At 66.6% G+C, this 20,757-nt stretch carries 19 protein-coding genes; 8 read left to right on the top strand and 11 right to left on the bottom strand.

Features of this window, described 5'->3' with window-relative positions:
* Positions 1 to 95: 95 nt before the first annotated feature.
* Together ACTZWT_RS16845 and ACTZWT_RS16840 are read left to right on the top strand one after the other, a co-directional pair.
* Entirely contained in the window at positions 96 to 1,547 is a 1,452-nt protein-coding gene (locus ACTZWT_RS16845) for a porin (protein WP_444770826.1), read from the top strand.
* A gap of 575 nt (positions 1,548 to 2,122) precedes the next feature.
* Positions 2,123 to 3,685: an acetyl-CoA hydrolase/transferase family protein gene (locus ACTZWT_RS16840; RefSeq protein ID WP_444770825.1), complete on the top strand. Its 1,563-nt coding sequence runs from the start codon at positions 2,123 to 2,125 to the stop codon at positions 3,683 to 3,685.
* Between the two features lie 167 nt (positions 3,686 to 3,852).
* Here ACTZWT_RS16840 and ACTZWT_RS16835 read toward each other — a convergent pair whose 3' ends face one another.
* Positions 3,853 to 4,908, bottom strand: a complete 1,056-nt coding sequence (locus ACTZWT_RS16835) for an acyltransferase family protein (RefSeq protein WP_444770824.1) — start codon at positions 4,906 to 4,908, stop codon at positions 3,853 to 3,855.
* 171 nt (positions 4,909 to 5,079) lie between these two features.
* Between ACTZWT_RS16835 and hrpB the strand changes: the two genes are divergently transcribed.
* Both hrpB and ACTZWT_RS16825 read left to right on the top strand, forming a co-directional pair.
* Positions 5,080 to 7,710 carry an ATP-dependent helicase HrpB gene (gene hrpB / locus ACTZWT_RS16830; protein WP_444770823.1) on the top strand — a complete coding sequence of 877 codons (2,631 nt, stop codon included), beginning with the start codon at positions 5,080 to 5,082 and terminating at the stop codon, positions 7,708 to 7,710.
* Between the two features lie 146 nt (positions 7,711 to 7,856).
* Positions 7,857 to 8,369, top strand: a complete 513-nt coding sequence (locus ACTZWT_RS16825) for a TIGR02281 family clan AA aspartic protease (RefSeq protein WP_444770822.1) — start codon at positions 7,857 to 7,859, stop codon at positions 8,367 to 8,369.
* A 4-nt stretch (positions 8,370 to 8,373) separates the two neighbouring features.
* Here the strand turns inward: ACTZWT_RS16825 and yddG are convergent, their stop codons facing one another.
* From yddG to ACTZWT_RS16810, 3 genes are all read right to left on the bottom strand, one after another.
* Positions 8,374 to 9,243, bottom strand: coding sequence for an aromatic amino acid exporter YddG (gene yddG / locus ACTZWT_RS16820; protein WP_444770821.1), 870 nt, complete (start codon positions 9,241 to 9,243; stop codon positions 8,374 to 8,376).
* A gap of 172 nt (positions 9,244 to 9,415) precedes the next feature.
* Positions 9,416 to 10,141: an acetoacetyl-CoA reductase gene (gene phbB, locus ACTZWT_RS16815; protein WP_444770820.1), complete on the bottom strand. Its 726-nt coding sequence runs from the start codon at positions 10,139 to 10,141 to the stop codon at positions 9,416 to 9,418.
* Positions 10,142 to 10,320: 179 nt separating this feature from the next.
* Entirely contained in the window at positions 10,321 to 11,499 is a 1,179-nt protein-coding gene (locus tag ACTZWT_RS16810) for an acetyl-CoA C-acetyltransferase (protein ID WP_444770819.1), read from the bottom strand.
* A 299-nt stretch (positions 11,500 to 11,798) separates the two neighbouring features.
* On the opposite strand from ACTZWT_RS16810, the gene phaR reads away from it, so the two are divergent.
* Complete coding sequence (gene phaR / locus ACTZWT_RS16805) at positions 11,799 to 12,392, top strand: polyhydroxyalkanoate synthesis repressor PhaR (protein ID WP_444770818.1); 594 nt, start codon at positions 11,799 to 11,801, stop codon at positions 12,390 to 12,392.
* Positions 12,393 to 12,474: 82 nt separating this feature from the next.
* On the opposite strand, the gene ACTZWT_RS16800 is transcribed toward phaR, so the two are convergent.
* On the bottom strand, positions 12,475 to 14,226 hold the full coding sequence (locus tag ACTZWT_RS16800; RefSeq protein WP_444770817.1) for a putative bifunctional diguanylate cyclase/phosphodiesterase: 1,752 nt from the start codon (positions 14,224 to 14,226) through the stop codon (positions 12,475 to 12,477).
* A 204-nt stretch (positions 14,227 to 14,430) separates the two neighbouring features.
* Here ACTZWT_RS16800 and ACTZWT_RS16795 point away from each other — a divergent pair, with 204 nt between their 5' ends.
* Positions 14,431 to 14,733, top strand: a complete 303-nt coding sequence (locus tag ACTZWT_RS16795; RefSeq protein ID WP_444770816.1) for a hypothetical protein — start codon at positions 14,431 to 14,433, stop codon at positions 14,731 to 14,733.
* A gap of 16 nt (positions 14,734 to 14,749) precedes the next feature.
* Here ACTZWT_RS16795 and ACTZWT_RS16790 read toward each other — a convergent pair whose 3' ends face one another.
* The 4 genes from ACTZWT_RS16790 to ACTZWT_RS16775 form a co-directional block, all read right to left on the bottom strand.
* Positions 14,750 to 15,412, bottom strand: coding sequence for a hypothetical protein (locus tag ACTZWT_RS16790; RefSeq protein WP_444770815.1), 663 nt, complete (start codon positions 15,410 to 15,412; stop codon positions 14,750 to 14,752).
* 232 nt (positions 15,413 to 15,644) lie between these two features.
* On the bottom strand, positions 15,645 to 15,827 hold the full coding sequence (gene rpmF / locus ACTZWT_RS16785) for a 50S ribosomal protein L32 (protein WP_011439415.1): 183 nt from the start codon (positions 15,825 to 15,827) through the stop codon (positions 15,645 to 15,647).
* A 136-nt stretch (positions 15,828 to 15,963) separates the two neighbouring features.
* Positions 15,964 to 16,647, bottom strand: coding sequence for a monofunctional biosynthetic peptidoglycan transglycosylase (gene mtgA, locus ACTZWT_RS16780; RefSeq protein WP_444770814.1), 684 nt, complete (start codon positions 16,645 to 16,647; stop codon positions 15,964 to 15,966).
* Positions 16,644 to 16,796 (bottom strand): hypothetical protein, encoded by a 153-nt coding sequence (locus ACTZWT_RS16775; RefSeq protein ID WP_444770813.1) that lies wholly within the window; start codon positions 16,794 to 16,796, stop codon positions 16,644 to 16,646. Before ACTZWT_RS16775 ends, mtgA begins: the two co-directional genes overlap by 4 nt.
* A gap of 6 nt (positions 16,797 to 16,802) precedes the next feature.
* On the opposite strand from ACTZWT_RS16775, the gene ACTZWT_RS16770 reads away from it, so the two are divergent.
* Positions 16,803 to 17,729: a polyprenyl synthetase family protein gene (locus ACTZWT_RS16770; RefSeq protein WP_444770812.1), complete on the top strand. Its 927-nt coding sequence runs from the start codon at positions 16,803 to 16,805 to the stop codon at positions 17,727 to 17,729.
* Positions 17,730 to 17,736: 7 nt separating this feature from the next.
* On the top strand, positions 17,737 to 18,423 hold the full coding sequence (locus ACTZWT_RS16765; RefSeq protein WP_444770811.1) for a DUF1345 domain-containing protein: 687 nt from the start codon (positions 17,737 to 17,739) through the stop codon (positions 18,421 to 18,423).
* A gap of 29 nt (positions 18,424 to 18,452) precedes the next feature.
* On the opposite strand, the gene ACTZWT_RS16760 is transcribed toward ACTZWT_RS16765, so the two are convergent.
* Together ACTZWT_RS16760 and ACTZWT_RS16755 are read right to left on the bottom strand one after the other, a co-directional pair.
* On the bottom strand, positions 18,453 to 18,875 hold the full coding sequence (locus ACTZWT_RS16760; protein ID WP_444770810.1) for a BLUF domain-containing protein: 423 nt from the start codon (positions 18,873 to 18,875) through the stop codon (positions 18,453 to 18,455).
* Positions 18,876 to 20,510, bottom strand: a complete 1,635-nt coding sequence (locus ACTZWT_RS16755) for a putative bifunctional diguanylate cyclase/phosphodiesterase (RefSeq protein ID WP_444770969.1) — start codon at positions 20,508 to 20,510, stop codon at positions 18,876 to 18,878. It lies immediately after the preceding gene.
* Positions 20,511 to 20,757 lie beyond the last annotated feature (247 nt).

Raw genomic sequence — 20,757 nt, 5'->3', positions numbered from 1 at the left:
GAAGGGCGCCGCGCCCCAGCGCGTGCACATCGAAGTAACAGGGCCGCGTCAGGCGGAATTGCAGGGCGGCCCATTCAACCAACCTGGAGGGCTGAATGAGAGTTATCAAGCGTCTGGCACTGGGCTCGGCGGCGGCGATGTTGACCGCCGTCGGCGCGCAGGCAGCCGATCTTCCGATGAAGGCCAAGGCGGTCGAGTACGTCAAGGTCTGCTCGGTCTACGGCGCCGGCTTCTACTACATCCCGGGCACCGACACCTGCATCAAGCTCGGCGGCTATCTGCGCGCCGACGCGACGTTCAACGGCTCGGGCGCGTACAACGCCCCGGCCTGGAACGGAACCTCGGGCGCGAAGAGCCGTCTCGCCAACAGCACCATCTTCCGCTCGCGTCAGGACATCAACCTCGACACCCGCACCGCGACCGAATACGGCGTGGTCCGGACCTATTTCGATGCGACCTTCAACTGGACCACCGGCTCGGATTCGACCGCCGGCGGTTCGCTCGGCGTCTACTACGCCTTCATCCAGTTCGCCGGCTTCACCTTCGGCAAGGCCGTGTCGCAGTTCGATACGCCCTGGACCGGTTATCCGGGCAACAACACCTCGTTCCTGATCGGCGGCTACGACGACGTCACCGGCATCAACCAGGTCGCCTACACGGCGGAATTCGGCAACGGCGTGTCGGGCTCGATCTCGCTCGAAGACCAGTCGTCCTATCTGCAGTCGGCGCTCTACAACACCTCGGGCCTGACGGCTGCCGGCTTCGCCACCGGCGTATACGGGACGAACTCCTACGCCGGCACGCAGATCCCCGACATCGTCGGCAAGATCCGGGTCGACCAGGCCTGGGGCCTGTTCCAGGTGTCGGCGGCGGCCCACCAGGTTCGCGCCAGCTACTACAACACAGCCCTCGAGACCTCGGGCCACCCGAGCGACACCTGGGGCTACGCGGTGCAGGGCGCGATCTCGCTCAAGAACCTGCCAACAGGCCCCGGCGACAGCATCAACTTCACGGCGACCTACTCGAACGGCGCGACCCGCTACGTGCTCGGCGGCGTGAGCCCGAACTCGTTCGCCATGTATGGCAGCTCCGGCTCCGCCTATCAGAGCATCGCGATCGCGTCTGCGGCCGACGGCGTGTTCGCCGGCACCGACGTCAGCAACGGCACCGGCATCTCGAAGACCAATGCCTGGGGCATCCGTGGTGCGTTCAACCACAACTGGAACCCGTTCTGGTCGACCTCGCTGTTCGGCTCCTACACCTCGATCGACTACAACGGCACGGCGACCGCCCAGATCTGCGCAACGGCTGTCGGCTTCACCTGCAACCCGGACTTCCGGATGTCCCAGATCGGCACCGTCACCCGCTGGACCCCGGTCAAGAACCTGACGTTCTCGGGCGAGGTGATGTACACCTATCTCGACCAGAGCTATTCGGGCTTCATCTCCCTTCCGGCAGTGTCGTCGGCGTCGAAGCCGGCCGCGACCTACGAGTTCAAGGACCAGGGCACCTGGACCGGCAACCTCCGGGTTCAGCGCACCTTCTGATCCCGATCTCTCCGCGACGAGCCTAAACCCCGGCGGGCGACCGCCGGGGTTTCCGTTGTCCGACCCACGCCAACCGGCGGCGCCCGGGAGTCAGATAACTGAGTAACTTAACTGTTGCGAAAATCGAATTTTATGATACAGTGCAGATCGTCGCCAGTGCGGCCGCGCTCGAAAGAGTTCGAACAATACTTTTTCGTTCACGTCAGACCTCCAAGAAACCTCCGGCAATGCCCTGCCGGAGGTTTCCGAGTCTTTGGCCGCAAGGCCCCCTGCTCGACTTCCTATCTCTTCCGGCCCTGCGCGGCCCTGCATTGCAAGCGCGGCATATCAGACCCGACAGCCCGCGGCCGACCGTTGGCGTCGGCCTGCGTGGTCGCGAGCGCATGTAAAATCAACGCTCTAGCACTCTGCCCCGTCGAGCCCCGGATACGTGCTCCGGACCGGGTCAAAAATGCCGCATTGCAGCATTCGCCGGACTCCGCCGTTGGTTGCATGGCTCTTTTCGGCAAAGCGATTAGACGCATCGGATCAATCACTTCCGCGGGCGGACCGGCCCGTGATCAGAAAGAGCCGTGATGGTCGTCTCCGCCTCTCGCGTCCAAGCTCCCCACCTCCGCTCCAAGATCATGACCGCGGCCGACGCCGCTGCGCAGATACCGTCGGGCGCTAATGTCGGGATGAGCGGCTTCACCGGCGCTGGCTACCCGAAGCTGCTGCCGCTGGCACTCGCCGAGCGCATCAATGCGCATCACGCGCGCGGCCAGAAGTTCAAGGTCTCGGTCTGGACCGGCGCCTCGACCGCGCCCGAGCTCGACGGCGCGCTCGCCAAGGTCGACGGCATCGAGATGCGGCTGCCGTACCAATCCGATCCGACCTGCCGCAAACGCATCAATGCCGGGCGGATGGAGTACATCGACATCCATCTGTCGCACGTTGCCCAGCACGTCTGGTTCGGCTTCCTCGGCCAGCTCGATATCGCCATCGTCGAGGTGGCGGGCGTGCGCGAGGACGGCAGCCTGATCCCGTCGTCGTCGATCGGCAACAACAAGACCTGGCTCGACCTCGCCGACAAGGTGATCCTCGAGGTCAACGCCTGGCAGGACATCCGCCTCGAAGGCATGCACGACGTGTATTACGGCACGCAATTGCCGCCGCACCGCAAGCCGATTCCGATCCTGGCCTCGGGAGACCGGATCGGCGAGCAATATCTGCGCTGCGATCCGGCCAAGATCGTCGCCATCGTCGAAACCAACCTGCCGGACCGCAATTCGGGATTCTCCGCGCCCGACGAGAATTCGCAGGCGATCGCCGAGCACATTCTCGAATTCCTCGGCCACGAAGTGAAGAAGGGCCGGCTGCCGCCGAACCTGCTGCCGCTGCAATCCGGCGTCGGCAATGTCGCCAATGCGGTGATGGCCGGGCTGGAGAACGGCCCGTTCGACAACATGACCGCCTACACCGAAGTGCTGCAGGACGGCATGCTCAGCCTGCTGCGCAAGGGCAAGCTCAGCCTCGCTTCCGCCACCGCGCTGTCGCTGTCGCCGGAGGGCTACGACGAATTCCTGCGCAACCTCGATTTCTATCGCGAGCGCATCGTGCTGCGGCCGCAGGAAATCTCCAACCATCCGGAAGTGATCCGCAGGCTCGGCGTGATCGCGATGAACGGGCTGATCGAGGCCGACATCTACGGCAACGTCAACTCGACCCACATCATGGGCACCAGCATCATGAACGGCATCGGTGGTTCGGGCGATTTCGCCCGCAACTCCTATCTGTCGTTCTTCATGACGCCGTCGGCGGCGAAAGGCGGCAAGATCTCCTGCATCGTGCCGATGGCCTCGCATGTCGACCACACCGAGCACGACGTCCAGATCATCGTCACCGAGCAGGGGCTGGCCGATCTGCGCGGGTTGTCGCCGAAGGCGAGGGCGAAAGTCATCATCGAGAACTGCGCGCACCCGACCTTCAAGCCGGCGCTGAAAGAGTACTACAAGCGCGCGCTGGAATACTCGCCCGGCCTGCACACCCCGCACATTCTCGACGAGGCGCTGACCTTCCTGCCGAACTGGATGGCCAACAAGGCAGCGCGCGAAGCCTGGCGCGAGGACGCCGTGGTGCAGGCGGATGTGTGGCGGTGATCAGCCTTTGGCCGCCTCGCAACTAGCGCGGCCGTCATCCTGAGGCGCGAGCGAAGCGAGCCTCGAAGGATGTGCGACGAGCGCCTTGTCTGCGGCCCATCCTTCGAGGCCGCCGCTACGCGGCGGCGCCTCAGGATGACGCCTACTTCGTGGCGGACGAAGCTGGCTCACTCCGCCGGCTGCAGCCGCGCTGCCTTCTTGCGCGGCGCGATCCAGAAGGCGTCGGGGCGTTCGAACAGGAAGGTGGCGCCGCTCATCATCGCCAGCCGCCAGATGATCAATGCGCCGACCACGCCGGCGATGTTGACCAGGATCGCAATCACGCCGAGGTCGAGAAAGCCCGCGAACTTCAGCAGCAGCGATCGGCTGATCGCCATCGGCAGGAAGAAGGCGAGATAGATCACGATCGAATGCTCGCCGCAGAACCGCAGGCCGTCGAGCCAGCGCTTCTCCGCCAGCAGCGTGCCGGTGGCGATGATCGCGCCGGCGCCGGCGAGGCCGAGCACGAGCGACAGCAGCGGCCATTCGCTGAATCCGGCATGCACCAGCGCGGCGTTGATCGCGGCCCATAGCGCCAGCCCGAGCAGCGCCAAGGCCGGCCGCGCCCGGGCGGCGTCCGAGAACGCGAAGACGTAGCGGGCGAACAGATAGCCGGCATAGAAATAGAAGAACCGCGCGCAGAATTCGTCGGGCACCATCCAGCCGGTCTGGAGGTGCAGCGATTCCAGCAGTGCGGCGACGCCCAGGATCAGCAGCGGCGGCACGCGCCGTGTCAGCTTGGTGACGACGAAGAAGATCGGCAGCAGATAGATGAACCACAGCGTGCCGAACGGATCGATGAACGACAGCGCATACAGCTTGGCGACGCCGGCCCAGCCCATCTCGGCGGCGAAGCTCGGCGCCTTGAAGGCGAACTGGATCGTCACCCACAGCACGTAGAAGTAAGCGAAATGCACCACCTTGCGGTCCAGATAGGTGCGCCAGTCGCGATCGATCACCACCGCCAGGAACAGGCCGGAGAGCAGGAAGAAGTCCGGCATCCGGAACGGCTTGGCGAACTCGACGACGTAGTGCATGAAACTGGTCTGGCCGGCCGCGGCCTCGACGCCGAGCACCGAATGCATCATCACCACCATGATGATGCAGATGCCCTTGGCGTAGTCCACCCAGTCGACGCGGTCGCCATGCATGCGGGCCGGGACATCTGTGCCGTTTGCGGTCATCATTGTTCCTGTCTGGTGCGGCTCGCGCGTATCATCGCCGGTATCGGTTGCATTAGTCTTTCCGCGATCAATGAATGTGCCGGTCTGGTCGTGATCCGGCCGCTGCGTCGTTTTGCTGCGTCGGTGAGAGTCTGTTAACCATCGCCGCCCGCTTCACCCTTCGAGCACCCTTTGCCCCGTTCCTTCGACACGCCGCTTCCCATCGACGACGCGCTGGACGATCTCGCCGCTGCGCTGGGCGGCAACAGCACCGCCGTGCTGGTGGCGCCGCCCGGCGCCGGCAAGACCACGCGGGTGCCGCTGGCGCTGCTCGATGCGCCGTGGCTGCAGGGCAAGAAGATCATCGTGCTGGAACCTCGCCGGATCGCCGCCCGCGCCAGCGCCGAGCGGATGGCGAAGACGCTGGGCGAGCGCGCCGGCGACACCGTCGGCTATCGGGTCCGGTTCGGCTCCAAGATCTCGCGGGCGACCCGGATCGAGGTCGTCACCGAGGGCATCTTCACCCGGCAGATCCTCGATGATCCGGAGCTTTCCGGCGTCGGCGCGGTGCTGTTCGACGAATTTCACGAGCGCTCGCTCGACGCCGATCTCGGTCTCGCGCTGGCGCGCGACGCCCAACAGGGGTTGCGCGAGGATCTGCGCATCCTGGTGATGTCGGCGACGATCGACGGCGCGCGGGTGGGCAAGCTGCTCGGCGACGCGCCAGTGGTGGAAAGCCTCGGCCGGGCGTTTCCGGTCGAGACCCGCTATCTCGGCCGGCGTTCCGACGCGCCGATGGAGCGGCAGATGGCCGAGGCGATCGCCTCCGCGCTGCGCAGCGACGCCGGCTCGGTGCTGGCGTTCCTGCCCGGCGCGGCCGAAATCCGCCGCACCGAGACGATGCTGCGCGAGCGCGTCCATGACGCCTCGGTCGAGATCGTGCCGCTGTTCGGCGCGCTCGATGCCGCGGTGCAGGACCGCGCGATCCAGCCGGCTCCCAAAGGCCAGCGCAGGGTGGTGCTGGCGACCTCGATCGCCGAGACCTCGCTGACCATCGAGGGCGTCCGCATCGTGGTCGATTGCGGGCTGTCGCGGGTGCCCCGCTACGAGCCGGATATCGGGCTGACCCGGCTCGAGACGGTGCGGGCCTCGCGCGCCGCGGTCGACCAGCGCCGCGGCCGCGCCGGCCGCATCGAGCCCGGCGTGTGCTACCGGCTGTGGGACGAGCCGCAGACCGCCTCATTGCCGGCCTATACCCAGCCGGAAATTCTCAGCGCCGATCTGACATCATTGCTGCTCGATCTGGCGCAATGGGGCGTCAGCGATCCGGCTACTCTGGCGTTCCTCGATCCGCCACCTGGGCCGGCGCTGAAGGAAGCGCGCGAGCTGCTGCGCGAACTCGGCGCGCTCGATGCCGATGGCCGCATCACCGACGAGGGCCGCGCCCTGCGAGCGATGGCGCTGCCGCCGCGGCTGGCGCGGATGATCGTCGATGCGGCGCGGCAAGGCCATGGCGAGGAGGCCGCCGAAATCGCCGCCATCCTCACCGAGCGCGGCCTCGGCGGCGACAGCGTCGATCTCGATCATCGCCGCGACCAGTTCCGCCGCGACCGCTCGCAGCGCGCGACGAGCGCACGGCAGATGGCGCAAGGGTGGGCCTCTTCACCCTCCCCCTCGCGGGGAGGGTGGACGGCCGAAGGCCGGCCGGGTGGGGGGAGCCACGAGCGCGGTGCCCGCGGCACCCCCACCCCGGACCCCGGATCAAGTCCGGGGCAGGCTCCCTCCCCGCAAGGGGGAGGGGAGTCGCGCCGAGGGTCGGGGCGGCGAAGTGCCCAACAGGCAGATGGCGATCAGTCCTTGTCGACAGGCGTCCTTCTGTCCTTCGCCTTCCCGGATCGCGTCGCCAAGAATCGCGGCAATGGCTCGTTCGTGCTCGCCAATGGCCGCGGCGCGATGATCGAGCAGACCTCGGCGCTGGCGCGGGCGCCGTATCTGGCGGTGGCGGAACTGACCGGCACCGCTGCGCAGGGGCGGATTCTGCTGGCGGCGCCGATCACGCCGGCCGAGATCGAGCAGCATTTCGCCGACCAGATCACCGACGCCGACGAGGTCTCGTTCGATCGCGCCGCGATGGCGCTGCGGGCGCGGCGGCGGCGCGCGCTGCATGCGATCACGCTGTCGGAGGCGCCGCGGGCGCTGACGCCCTCGGCCGAGACCGCGCGGGTGCTGGCCGACGGGCTGGTGGCGGTGGGGCTCGATCGGCTGCCATGGTCGAAATCGCTCGAGCAATGGCGCGGCCGGGTAATGTTCCTGCGCAAGGCCGAAGGCGAGCCTTGGCCGGACCTTTCGGACACTGCGCTCGCCGAGCAGCGGGACGACTGGCTGGTGCCGGCGCTGTTCGACAAGGCCGGGCTGAAGGACTTTTCCGCCGGTGACCTGTCCGATGCGCTGATGAATCTGCTGCCATGGGAGCTGCGCGCGCGGCTGGAGCGCGAGGCGCCCACCCATTTCGAGGCGCCGACCGGCACGCGCCTGCCGATCGACTACGACGCCGAGCAGGGCCCGACCATTGCGGTGCGGCTGCAGGAATTGTTCGGGCTCACCACGCATCCCTCGGTGGCGGGCGGCAAGGTGCCGCTGGTGCTGGAATTGCTGTCGCCGGCGCAACGCCCGGTGCAGGTGACGCGCGACCTGCCGGGATTCTGGCGAGGCTCTTACGCCGCGGTGCGCGCCGATCTGCGCGGCCGCTATCCGCGCCACCCCTGGCCGGAAGATCCGGCGAGCGCGCCGCCGACCCGCCGCGTCAAGCCGAAGGGCACCTGAATACGCGGCGCCTGAAGTTCCGCTCCCGGCTTTAAGTCTTCACTCACCCTTTTGGGCAAAATAGCTGGGCGCGCGGGCCGCATCGGTCGCAGCGCTTGCGCGCGCGTGATCCAATCGCGCGGCTGTTGTTCTTGTGGGTAGGCGTCATGCGTAACATCATGATTTTCGCTGCGGTCCTGGTGGTTCTCGGCACGGTGATGGCCCAGATCGCCGACCGGATGATGCCGGCGCCGGCGCAGGCCAGCGTCGCCAGCAAGGCCACGATCGGGATGTCGTCGCATGCGGGCGCGCGCAGCGTGGCAATTCCGCGCGATGCGCGCGGGCATTTCCAGACCGACGGCCGGATCGACGGCCAGCGCCTCGCCTTCATGGTCGACACCGGCGCCTCGGTGGTGGCGCTCAACGAGACCTCGGCGGCGCGCTTCGGCCTGCGGCCGCGGCCGGCGGACTACACCGCCAAGGTTTCCACCGCCAACGGCACCGTGAAGGCGGCGCGGACGCGGATCGCGATGCTCGACATCGGCGGGCTGGTGGTGCGCGACGTCGACGCCATGGTGCTGCCGGACGAGGCGCTGTCGGAAAATCTGCTCGGCCTGTCGTTCCTGTCGAAGCTCAGGCGCTTCGAATATTCCAACGGCCAGATGGTGCTGGAGCAATAGACAACTACCCGCGCCCGCGCAGCATGTCCTTCGCCGCCAGCAATCCGCCGCCGGCGATCAGCAGCGCCGCGAACGCCAGCGTGGCGGTCGGCCGCGCGTAGCCGGCGAGGATCAGGAAGCCGGTCGACAGCAGCGGCGTCGCGTAGGAGGCGGCCCCCAGCACGCGGATGTCGCCGCGCTTCATGCCGATGTCCCAGGCGTAGAACGCCGCCCCGACCGGGCCGATTCCCAGCGCGACGATCGCGAGCCACTGCACCGCGCCCTGCGGCCACACCGTCGATTCGATCACGCCGTGAACCAGCGCGGCGAGCAGTGCGGTGACGAAGCAGAAGCCCGCGACCGCATCGGTCGGCACCGCTTTCAGCCGCCGCGACAGCACCGAATAGGCCGCCCACACGAAGGCGGCGACGAACGCCGCCGCCAGCCCGGCCCAGTTGGCCGGATCGAGCGCCGCGCCGTTGCCGGTGAACAACAGCGCCGTGCCGACCAGGCCGAGCAGCGCGCCGGCGATGTGGTGCGGCTTCAGGCCTTCCCCCGGCAGCAATCCCGAGAACAGCACGATCAGCAGCGGCCACAGATAGTTCAGCAACCCGGCCTCGGCCGGCGGCGCCAGCCGCAGCGCCAGGAAATACAGCGCGTGATAGCCGAACAGCCCGCCGACGCCGACCGCCCAGACCAGCGGCGGCTGCCGCAAGGCGCCGATCGCGCCGGGCCGCACGATCCATCCGGAGGCCGCGGCGAGCGCGCCGATCGCGAAGGTCATGGCGGCGAGCTGAAACGGCGGGATCGTCCCGGTCGAAACCGTCAGCACCGCGAGCAGCGACCACATCAGGATCGCCGACAGTCCGATCAGCGTGGCGGCTCTTGGTGTCATCGCACGATAAACGCAGGCGTCCGCTCGATCCAGCCGATCACGTCTCCCCGCGTCATGGCCGGGCTTGACCCGGCCATCCACATCTCTTGGTGGCGGCCGTCGTAAGACGTGGATGCCCGGGACGAGCCCGGGCATGACGATTCTGTTTTCTCCAGGACTCGCAGTTCGAGGCTCACGTCATCAACTGGCCGCCATTGATCGACAGCGTCGAGCCGGTGATGTAGCCGGACTCCTCGCCGGCGAGAAACACCACGGCGCGCGCGATCTCCTCGGCCTCGCCGAGCCGGTTGCACGGGATCAGCGGCAGGATCGCCTTGTCGAGCACGTCCTTCGGCACCGCCTGCACCATCTCGGTGTTGATGTAGCCCGGGCAGATCACGTTGACGGTGATGCCGCCGCGCGCATTCTCCAGCGCCAGCGCCTTGGTGAAGCCGATGTCGCCGGCCTTCGCGGCGGAGTAGTTGACCTGGCCGAACTGGCCCTTCTGGCCGTTGATCGACGAGATGTTGACGATGCGGCCGAACTTGCGCGCGCGCATGCCCTCGATCACCTGCCGCGTCATGTTGAACAGCGAGCCGAGATTGGTGTTGATCACCGCATTCCATTGCTCGAGCGTCATCTTGTGAAACGCGCCGTCGCGGGTGATGCCGGCATTATTGACGAGAACGTCGACCGGCCCGAGATCGGCCTCGACCTGTTTGACGCCCGCCGCGCAGGCGTCGAACGAACTCACGTCCCACTTGTATACCTGGATACCTGTCTCGTTCTTGAACTTCTCCGCCGCCGAATCATTGCCCGCATAGGACGCCGCGACCGCATAGCCCGCCGCCTTCAACGCCTTGCTGATCGCCGCACCGATTCCGCGCGTCCCCCCAGTCACCAACGCCACACGCGCCATTTTTGAAATTCCTCCCGCAGACATACTTTTCTAGAATTCGATTGTGTCGTCTCAAATAAAATCCGCCGACGATCCGAACATCAAGCAAAAACGCCCGGCAATCTGCCGGGCGTTTGAACATTCGGTGGTGCAGCGCAACTCCGCAAAGATCGTGCCGAGTCGTGCTGCTGATTGTTGCGTCAATCGCGCGCAAGGCACATCGCGATGCCCATGCCGCCGCCGATGCACAACGTCGCGAGTCCTTTCTTCGCATCGCGCTTCTGCATCTCGTGCAGCAGCGTCACCAGCACGCGCGCGCCGGATGCGCCGACCGGATGGCCGATCGCGATCGCGCCGCCATTGACGTTGACCTTCGAAGTGTCCCAGCCGAGATCCTTGTTGACCGCGCAGGCCTGCGCGGCGAACGCCTCGTTGGCTTCGATCAGATCGAGATCGTTGATGGTCCAGCCGGCCTTCTTCAGCGCCGCGCGCGACGCCGGGATCGGGCCGGTGCCCATGATCTTCGGATCGACGCCGGCATGCGCCCACGACACGATGCGCGCCAGCGGCGTCTTGCCTTCCTTGGCGGCCTGCTTCGCGGTCATCAGCACTACCGCAGCGGCGCCGTCATTGATGCCCGAGGCGTTCGCCGCGGTGACGGTGCCGTCCTTCTCGAACGCCGGCTTCAGCTTGGCCATCGCGTCCATGGTGGCGCCGTGCCGCGGATACTCGTCGCTGTCGACGACGACATCGCCCTTGCGGGTCTTGATCGTGAACGGCACGATCTCGTCCTTGAACCTGCCGGACTTCTGCGCGGCTTCGGCCTTCTGCTGCGAAGCGACCGCGAACTCGTCCTGTTGCTGACGGGTGATCTGATACTGCTTGGCGACGTTCTCGGCGGTGTTGCCCATGTGGTAGCCGTTGAAGGCGTCCCACAGGCCGTCCTTGATCATGGTGTCGACGAATTCGACCGCGCCCATCTTCACGCCACCGCGCAGATACTGGGCATGCGGCGCCATGCTCATCGATTCCTGGCCGCCGGCGACGACGATGTCGGAATCGCCGTTGAGCAGCGCCTGATAGCCGAGCGCGACGGTGCGCAGGCCGGAGCCGCACAACTGATTGACGCCCCAGGCCGGGCTCTCGACCGGAATGCCGGCGGCGATCGACGCCTGACGGGCGGGGTTCTGGCCCTGCGCGGCGGTGAGAATCTGCCCCATGATCACTTCGGAGACGCGCGCCGGCTCGATACCGGCGCGTTCGAGTGCCGCCTTGATGGCGACGGCGCCCAATTCGTGCGCGGGCGTGGTGGCGAAGGCGCCGTTGAAGCTTCCGACAGCGGTGCGTGCAGCGCTGACGATGACGACATCGTCCGACATGGACATCTCCTGGGGCTCGGGTTGTTTGAAACGAATTTGTTTGGACGGCGGGTGCCGGGTGGAGTCGGCCAGCGTCGGCCCCATCCTGAGAATGCCGCCGCGGCGTGTCAATCCGGGACGCGGTCGATCTTGCCCATAAAGTCACGCCGACGGCATCATTCAAGGCACCGAATGCCCGCCGATTAACCCTGGCGCACAAAACGGTAGCCGAACCGCATTGGAAGTGCTTACTTTATTGCATTGCGTTCTGCCCCGCTGTCGGGAGCGGCGGGTTCCTTTCCTCCATGCGTGTGGGTGCCATGGCGAAATCAGACCAACCAACGACAATCAAAAAATATGCGAACCGGCGGCTCTACAACACCGGCACCAGTACTTACGTCACACTCGAAGATCTCGCGACGATGGTGAAGGACGGCGAGGATTTCCTCGTCTACGACGCCAAGACCGGCGACGACATTACGCGTTCGGTGCTTGCGCAGATCATCTTCGAACAGGAGAACAAGGCCGGGCAGAACCTGCTGCCGACCACCTTCCTGCGCCAGCTGATCCGGTTCTACGGCGACAGCATGCAGATGGTGGTACCTAAATATCTCGAACAGTCGATCGACTCGCTCACCCGCGAGCAGGAAAAATTCCGCAAGCAGATGACCTCGACCTTGAGCATGACGCCGTTCGCGCCGCTCGAGGAAACCGTCCGCCGCAACATGGAGCTGTTTCAGCAGACCTTCTCGATGTTCGTGCCGCGCAAGCCGAACCACGAGGTCGACGCCGAGGCGGCCGTCGCGGAGCCGGTGCGCGAGGCCGACAATATCGACGACCTGCGCCGGCAGATGCGAGACATGCAGGAGCGGCTCGACCGGATGTCGCTCGAGCAGCCGAAGAAAGAAGAGTAGTCGGGATTTTCTGCAGGACGCGTATCCTGACCGCGAGACCGGCCAACGGTCTTGCGGGCCACGCGCTTAGTTCACGATACGCTCAGTTCACGATGCGCTCCCGGACCGCGGCGGTCTCCGTCGCGGCCGGCGTGTCCCATGGACGACGCTGCGAGGCCAGGCCGGTGAGCCGGCCCTGGATGTAATCGCAGCCCCAGTCGCGCAGCATCAGCGCGGACTCTTCGTCCTGCACCCATTCCGCCACCGTCTTGATCCCGAGCCGCCGCGCCAGATCGATCAGGGTCTGGACGAAGGCGCGGTCGTCGGCCGAGCGCGCGATGTTCTGCACGAAGGCGCCGTCGATCTTCACGATATCGACGCCGAGATTGCGCAGATTGCGGAACGAGGTGTAGCCGGCGCCGAAATCGTCGATCGCGATCTTCGAGCCCAATTTTTTCAGCCGGTTGACGAAGCCGCGGACTTCCTCGATGTCCTGGATCGCCACCGTCTCGGTGATCTCGACGATCAGCCGCTCGGCGACGCCGGAATGCGCCAGCATCAGCGATTCGATTCCGGCCCACCAGTCGGCGTCCATCGTGGTGTCGGGCGAGATATTGAGGCTGAGCGTCATTTGCGGCGCGGCGGCGAGTTCGGCGACGACGAGTTCGAGCACGCGGTGATCGACCAGCCGGATCAGCCCGAGCCGTTCTGCGACAGGCACGATATCGGGCGCCAGCAGTACCTGGCCGTCGTGCTGCTTCATCCGGACCAGGCATTCGTGAAACGCCGGCGCGCGGGTCGCGGCGTCGACCACCGGCTCGTAGGCCAGCACGATCCGGCGTTCGTTCAGCGCGGTGACGATCTCGTCGGTGACCCGGATATTGACCCGGCGCTGGGCGTCGCGCTCGACATTCGGCCGCCACATCGAAAACGCGCCGCAGCGCCGATGCTTCGCCGCGGCCAGCGCCTCCTGGGCGCGATTGATCGCCTCGTCGGCGGTGCGGGCGTGGCGTGGCGAACTGATCGCGCCGATCGACGCGGTGATCGACACCGGACCGGATCGGGTCGGGATGATCTCGTCGCGGATCGCGGCGAGGAACCGCTCCGCGGCGATGTGGGCGTCGTCGATGGTGCAGGCTTTCAGCACCACGCCGAACTTGTTGCCGGAAAACCGGCCGAGCTGGTCGCCGGCACGCAACCGCGCGCGGATCCGCTGGGCGAAGGTGCAGATCACTTCGTCGGCGACGTCGAAGCCGAAGGAATCATTGATTCGCGACAGATGATCGATCCCGATCAGCATGAAGCAGAGGCTGTTGCGGAAGCGCGAGGCTTCCTCGATCGCCCCGGCCAGCGCCGCGACGAGGTGGGTGCGGTTGAGTTCGCCGGTCAGCGGGTCATATTGCGACAGCTTCAGCAATTGCTCGTCGCGGGCGTGCCGTTCGTTGTTGATGCGGACGACGCCCTCGACGCGCGCCGGCCGCCCATCGAGTCCCGGATACCAGTAGCCGCTCTCTTCGATCCAGATGATCGGCGACGAGGTTGCGGCGCGGACGCCGTACTCGATCCGATAGGGCACGCAATTTGCGCCGGCCGCCGCGGCGGCGTTGAGCAGTGCATCGGCGCGGATCGTCCGCGACGGCTCGAGCAGCGCGGCGTAGCCTGCCCCGGTCGACAGCGTCTCGGCGAGAATGTCCTGAAACAGCACGGCGGTCGGGCCGGTCCAGACGATGGCGTCGGTCGCGAGCTCCCAGACGAACGCCGCCTGCCCGAGTGCGTGCAGGATCGCTGCGGGATCGGGGACCAATGAATCGGTGCCCGCGATCGGCTGGTCGGACGCAGGATCGGCTGGCGACACCACTGCCTCGTTTCGGAACGATTCGGTTGATTCTCCACCGCAGAGTACGGCGGTCTACCTTGCTCACGCTAGGGTGTGATCGTTAACAATCTGGAAACCTATTTCACAGGCGGGTCGGAACGATCCACGTCCGAGCGGCATGATCCTTGCGATGTTACCGTTACGGGCGCTGCACGTGTCCCGACATGGTTCAGGCATACAGAGATGGCGAACATCTGGGTCGATCACAGTGAGGATGACATTGGCGGTTGCGAAGCGGCCGACGCTGTCGACGCCGAGCTGATCGAACCGATGCCGGTGCCGCTGACGGCTCAGAGCCGGCGGCGGATCAGATACACCGACCAGCCGGTCCGCCCCTCGGCGAATTTCGTCGCCCAATTGATGGCGATCGATCGGGGCTATCCGCAGACCCGCGCGATGGATCGCGCCGAGCCGGGCCAGGCCACGGCGGCGTATCGGACGGCCAGCGCCTATGCGGCGTCCGGGCGGACCCGACGTTTTTCCTGATCCGACGCGACCGTCTTCACCGCGGCGGCTGACCGCCCACGGCGTCCTCGGCCGGCTGCAACCGGGGCGACTGCACCCGCGGCGATGCCGCGGCGGCTGTGACCGGCTGCGGCCGATCCAGCAGCACCGCTTCTGCGATCGAGGCCGCCGATCTCGAGGCCTCGGTCGAAGCCGACGGCACAGCGACCGGCGCCGCTGGGGCAGGCGTTTCAGCGGCGGTGGCGGGCGACGGGGCGACCGGGGTCTGCTGCGGCTGGTCGCGTTTGGCTGCCGGGGCGCTGCGACCCTCGCGAGCCGGACGATTGCGGGCCGGACGATTGCGCAGCGCGATGCCGGCGAGGAAATCGACCAGCATCAGCGTCGCCAGCAGAAACACCGTGGCGTTGGCGAACTGCGGCAACATGACGAATTCGGCGACCGTGCCGCACAACACCAGCAGTGACAGCAGATGGTCGGTGAAATAGCGGGCGCCCGGGCGACCGGCCTTGATCACCTCGAACAGCAACATCAGCACGCCGAATGCCACCAGGATGTCACCGGCGGTGAGGGTCCAGACTGCGCCAGAAGGCAGGGGGATCCGGCTGAAGACCGCGTCGAAACCGACACCCGGCATCAGGAAGACGACGATGTTGCAGATCGCGATCGGGATCAGCAGCAGCGGGAAACCGATAATCGACATCGGCAAGAACCTGTTGTTCAGAAAGACCACAAATCAACGGGCGACCGTCCGGGCGACCGGCGGATACTCTCTAACGCAACAGTTGGAACGAATTCGGGCGTCGGGGGCGATGACGTCGGATCACATCAGGATCCCGACGTCGCGGATCAGCGACGTCACGGTATCGCCGGTCAGCACTGGCAAGCCCGCAAAGCGGCGCGGCCAGGCTGCGCCGGGAGCGCCTGAGCCCGGCTCAGGCGTCCTTCTTCTTGATCACCTGGCGACCCTTGTACATCCCGGTCTTGAGGTCGAGATGATGCGGGCGGCGCAGTTCGCCGGAATCCTTGTCTTCCGCGTAGGTCGGGCGCTTGAGCGCGTCCGCCGACCGGCGCATGCCACGCCGCGAGGGCGAAGTTTTTCTTCTCGGAACGGCCATTTCAGTGATCCTTGACGGGATTGATCTCGTCGTCCACGGCGGGACGGCCCGGCACTCGCGCGCAGGCGTAAAGCTAGGCCGGGCTTATAACGGAAGGTCGGCCGCAATGCTAGAGCGCGGAGCGGTCTAAATCGCCTCAGGAGCCGCTATTTTCGCCCCAGCATTGCTGCAATTCGGCCGATCGCGCCCGCGCCACATAGGTCACGGCCAGCCGGCGCACGCCCGGTCCCGGCTTCTTTGCGCTGCGGATGCGCGGATTGGGCAGGATCGAGGCCATCAGCGCGGCCTCCTTCTGCGTGAGCTGGCTGGCCGGGCGGCCGAACGCATAGGCAGCACCGGCTTCGGCACCGAACTGCCCGTCCGGCCCCCATTCGGCGATGTTGAGGTAGAGTTCGAGAATCCGCTGCTTCGACAGCACCAGGTCGATCCACATCGCCAGCGGGAATTCCAGCGCCTTGCGAACGACGCTGCGGCCCGGCCACAGGAACAGGTTCTTGGCGACCTGCTGGGGGATGGTGGAGCCGCCGCGGGTGGCCTCGCCGCCGTCCTGCAGATTGTCGAGCACTTCACTTACCGAGTCCCAGTCGATACCGCGATGGCTGCAGAATTTGGCGTCCTCGGAGGCCACCACGGTGCGCGGCAGGGCCGGCGAAATCCGTTCGATGTCCACCCACTCCCGGGTCACCGTGGACCCGGTCAGCCAGCGCCATATCATCAGCGTCGAAACCGGATGGCCTGCGCCGTAAAACGGGGTGAGAACGTAGGGCGCCGCGAGCAGCACCAGCAGCGTCAGGAGGGCGGCGCGGATCGGCCGTCTCATGCCGCCCCGATGCGGGTCGGACGGCCCTCGACGTCGAGGATCGGATTGGCCGGCATCATTTGCGCCCCCTGATTGACCGCCGCGTCGAGCGCCGAATTGACGAAGCCGGTGCCATGATGAATGGTCCGGCCGAATTTTATCTGGAGCACTTCCGAATGGCCACCGGCACTTCCACAATCGACTTTGCCAAACGGCTCGACACGACCGCAGAGGATACCGAAACCCTGCTTGGACGGCTGTTGTCCGACGAATTGCTACCCGACGAGATCGCCCGTCCCCGCCGCCTAATGGAGGCGATCCGCTACTCGACGCTCGGCGGCGGCAAGCGGCTGCGGCCGTTTCTGGCGGTGGAGAGCGCGGCGGTGTTCGGCGTCGATCGCGCCTCGGCGCTGCTGGTCGGCGCGGCTCTGGAGTGCATCCATTGCTATTCGTTGATCCACGACGACCTGCCGGCGATGGACAACAGCGACCTGCGCCGCGGCCGGCCGACGCTGCACAAGGCCTATGACGACGCCACCGCGATTCTCGCCGGCGACGCGCTGCTGACGCTGGCGTTCGACATCATCACCCGCGACGAGGTGCATCGCGATCCGCAGGTGCGGCTCGATCTCAACCGCGTGCTGGCGCGCTGCGCCGGGCTGGGCGGCATGGTCGGCGGCCAGATGCTCGACCTCGCCGGCGAAGGCCGGTTCGGCGACCGCGAGCCGGTCGACGTCGCTCGCCTGCAGCAGATGAAGACCGGGGCGCTGCTGCGCTACGGCTGCGTCGCCGGCGCGATTCTCGGCGAGGCGCAGCCGGAGCACTACAAGGCGCTCGACGATTACGGCCGTGCGCTCGGCGAGGCGTTCCAGGTCGCCGACGATCTGCTCGACGTCGAGGGCGACGCCGCAGCGCTCGGCAAGCCGGCCGGCGCCGACGCCGCGCTCGGCAAGACCACCTTCGTCACCCAGCTCGGCGTCGACGGCGCCAGGCAGCGGGTGCGCGATCTGATCGCGCGGGCCGACGAGGCGCTGGCGCCGTTCGGGGACAAGGGCGACGTGTTGCGCGCCGCCGCCCGGTTCGTCGCCGAACGGAAGAACTGACCCGCGGATGAGCGGCGAAGCGCCCGAGGATCCGCACCTCCTGCGCTTCAGGAAACTGCCGCGCGCGGTCCGGGTGGTCTATTCCCGGCCGCGGCTGTTCATCTCGATCGCGGTCGGGATCGTCGCGTTCCTGCTGCTGCCCGCGACGCTGCGGCCGGTGACCCGGGCGCTGATCGGATGGGACGTCTCGGTTGTCGTCTATCTGGCGCTCGCCTTCGCCATGATGGTCCGCTGCGGCGTCGACTACATCCGCCGCAACGCGGTGCTGCAGGACGACGGCCGTTTCCTGATCCTGATGGTGACGGCGCTCGGAGCCTTCGCCAGCATCGCGGCGATCGTCAGCGAACTCGGCGCCGGGTATCGCGGCGCCGCGGAGCTTGCGCTCGCCATGGTGACGATCGCGCTGTCCTGGGCGACGGTGCACACCACCTTCGCGCTGCACTACGCGCATGAATATTATCGCCGCGGCAAGGCCGGCGGGCTGGCGTTTCCCGGCAGCGGCGCACCGTTCGAGCCCGACTATTGGGATTTCGTGTACTTCTCGTTCGTGATCGGCATGACCGCGCAGGTGTCCGATGTCGGCATCACCGACAGGGAGATCCGCCGCACCGCGACAGCGCATGGCGTGGTGTCTTTCGTGTACAACACGGCGCTGGTGGCGCTGATGGTCAACATCGCCGCCAGCGCGATCTGACGCCGCCCCGATCCGTCGCGGCGGAACGACTATGCGGTCGCCAGGGAGCGGACGATGTCGAGCAGGCGCCGGGCTTCGGGATGCATCCTGGATGCGTCGTCGTCGCCGAACGCGACGAGCCGGACCTGATCTTCGTTCGCGGGATCGAGCTTGGCCATCGGCCATTGCGGGAAGGCCCGCTCGGCCACGGGGCCGAACGCCAGCACCTGGACGTCGCCGTGCCGCTCGTCGCGCTGGATCTGTTCGAACACCATTTCGACCGCTTCGCGCGGGCCCTCCAGCAACTGGGCGAAGACGCCGCGACCGATCGCCAGCGCGCCGGTGATGCCGAGGCGCGCGTTGTTGCGGCGCGCCGCAGTCAGGATGGATTCGACCTCGGCAGCGACCTGCCCCGGCTCGCCGTCCATCCGTTGTCTGCTCCAGTAGACGCAGCGGTAGGGCCGATCCGACATTCAGGCGATCCTGACCGGATCGTCACGGCTGACTTCTTCTTCAGCGCTCTCGGCGGCGAGGAAGTCCTCGACCTGTTCGGGCGAAATCGGCCGGCTGATCAGATAGCCCTGCACATGCGTGCAGCCGTCGGCGGCGACGCGCTCCATGTGTTCGGCGGTCTCGACGCCTTCGGCGACGGTCGCCATGCCGAGGTTCTGGCCGAGCGATGCGATCGCGCGCACGATCGCGCGGTTGCCGGGGTCCTCGGCGGTGCCGCGGACGAAGCTCTGATCGATCTTGATCTTGTCGAACGGGAAGCTGCGCAGATAGCCCAGCGACGAGTAGCCGGTACCGAAATCGTCGAGCGAGACGCGGATGCCGGTGCCGCGCAGGCGCTGCAGCACGCCGAGCGCGGTGCCGCGAGCGTCGAGCATGACGCTTTCGGTGATCTCGAGCTCCAGCCGCCTCGGATCGAGATCGCTGTCGGAGAGCGCCGACAGAACGGTCGTGGCGAGCGTGCGGTGGGTGAACTGCACGGCGGAGATATTGACCGCGACGGTGATGTCGGAGGGCCAGTTGGCGGCGTCACGGCAGGCGGTCCGCAGCACCCATTCGCCGATCGGATTGATGATGCCCGTTTCTTCCGCGAGCGGAATGAAGTCGAGCGGCGACACCGTCCCGCGGGTCGGGGAATTCCAGCGCAGCAGCGCTTCGAAGCCGGTCACGCGCCCGGTCTGCAATTCGAATTGCGGCTGATAGACTAGTGAAAATTCGCGCAGCGCCAGCGCCCTGCGCAGATCGGTCTCGAGCGCGCGGCGCGCCTTCACGGTCTCGTCCATGCCGGATTCGAACACGCAATAGCCCGTCGAGCGGTCCTGCCTGGCACGGTTCAGGGCGAGGTCGGCATTCTTCAGGAGATGCTCGACATCGGCGGCGTCCAGCGCGAGCGGGGCGATGCCGACCCGGGCGGTCACGTCGATCAACTGCCCTTCCAGCATATAGGGGCGGCTCAGCAGGTCGCACAGACGCCTGGCCAGGATGACCGAAGATTCGGGTTGCACCCGCCCGAACTGAATGATGCCGAACTGATCGCCGTATAGCCGCGTGACGATGTCGGCGTCGGACACCGCGGAGCGGATCCGCTTCGAAACCAGACAGAGCAGGGCGTCGCCGATATTGCGGCCGAGCGCATCGTTGACCGCCCTGAACCGGTCGAGATCGACGGTCAGCAGGGCGCAGTCGCCACGGACCGCGGGCGAACTGTCGAGCAGATCCTGCAGGCGCTCGCGCAGCAATCGGCGGTTGCCGAGCTCGGTCAGCCGGTCGGTCCGTGCCAGCCGCGCATCGCGCGCATCCTGAGCGAGCTGATCGGTGATGTCCCCGGCGCAGACGAAATAGCCTTCGGGCAGCACCATGGTGCGGATCCGGAAGCTGCGGCCGCTCGGAAACAGCACGGTGCGTTCGCTGCCTTCCAGATTCTGCCAGGACTCGATCTGCAGGCGCGCCAGCAGATCCTCGGACGAAATATCGCCGAACAGCAGACCGAAAGCCGGATTGGCCATCATGATCCGGCCGTCGGGAGCGATCATCGCCAGCGCCGAATCGATCGCCGCGAAAGCGGACAGCGCCAGCCCGGCAGCCTGCTTCGGCGACACTGTCCGCAATGGCCGGCGCGTGCGCGATTCCGCGAGCGCTGTCCCGGCTTGTGTGATGGAGTGCACGGATCCCATACCCCCACAAAACGTCGGGAATGTTGCCAAAGGTATAACCAATGGTGGCGCTGTCCCCCGACGGTGAACGGGGGGTTAGCGCGCGCGCGCAAGCTGAACCGGACTTGTTGATATGATGGTTACGCTGATGACCCGGGCGCAGCGGAGGCGGCGGTTTGCGAGGCTCTCTTGA

This window comes from Rhodopseudomonas sp. NSM, assembly GCF_052445935.1.
GTDB lineage: Bacteria > Pseudomonadota > Alphaproteobacteria > Rhizobiales > Xanthobacteraceae > Rhodopseudomonas.
This window is presented reverse-complemented; position numbering and strand designations above follow the sequence as displayed.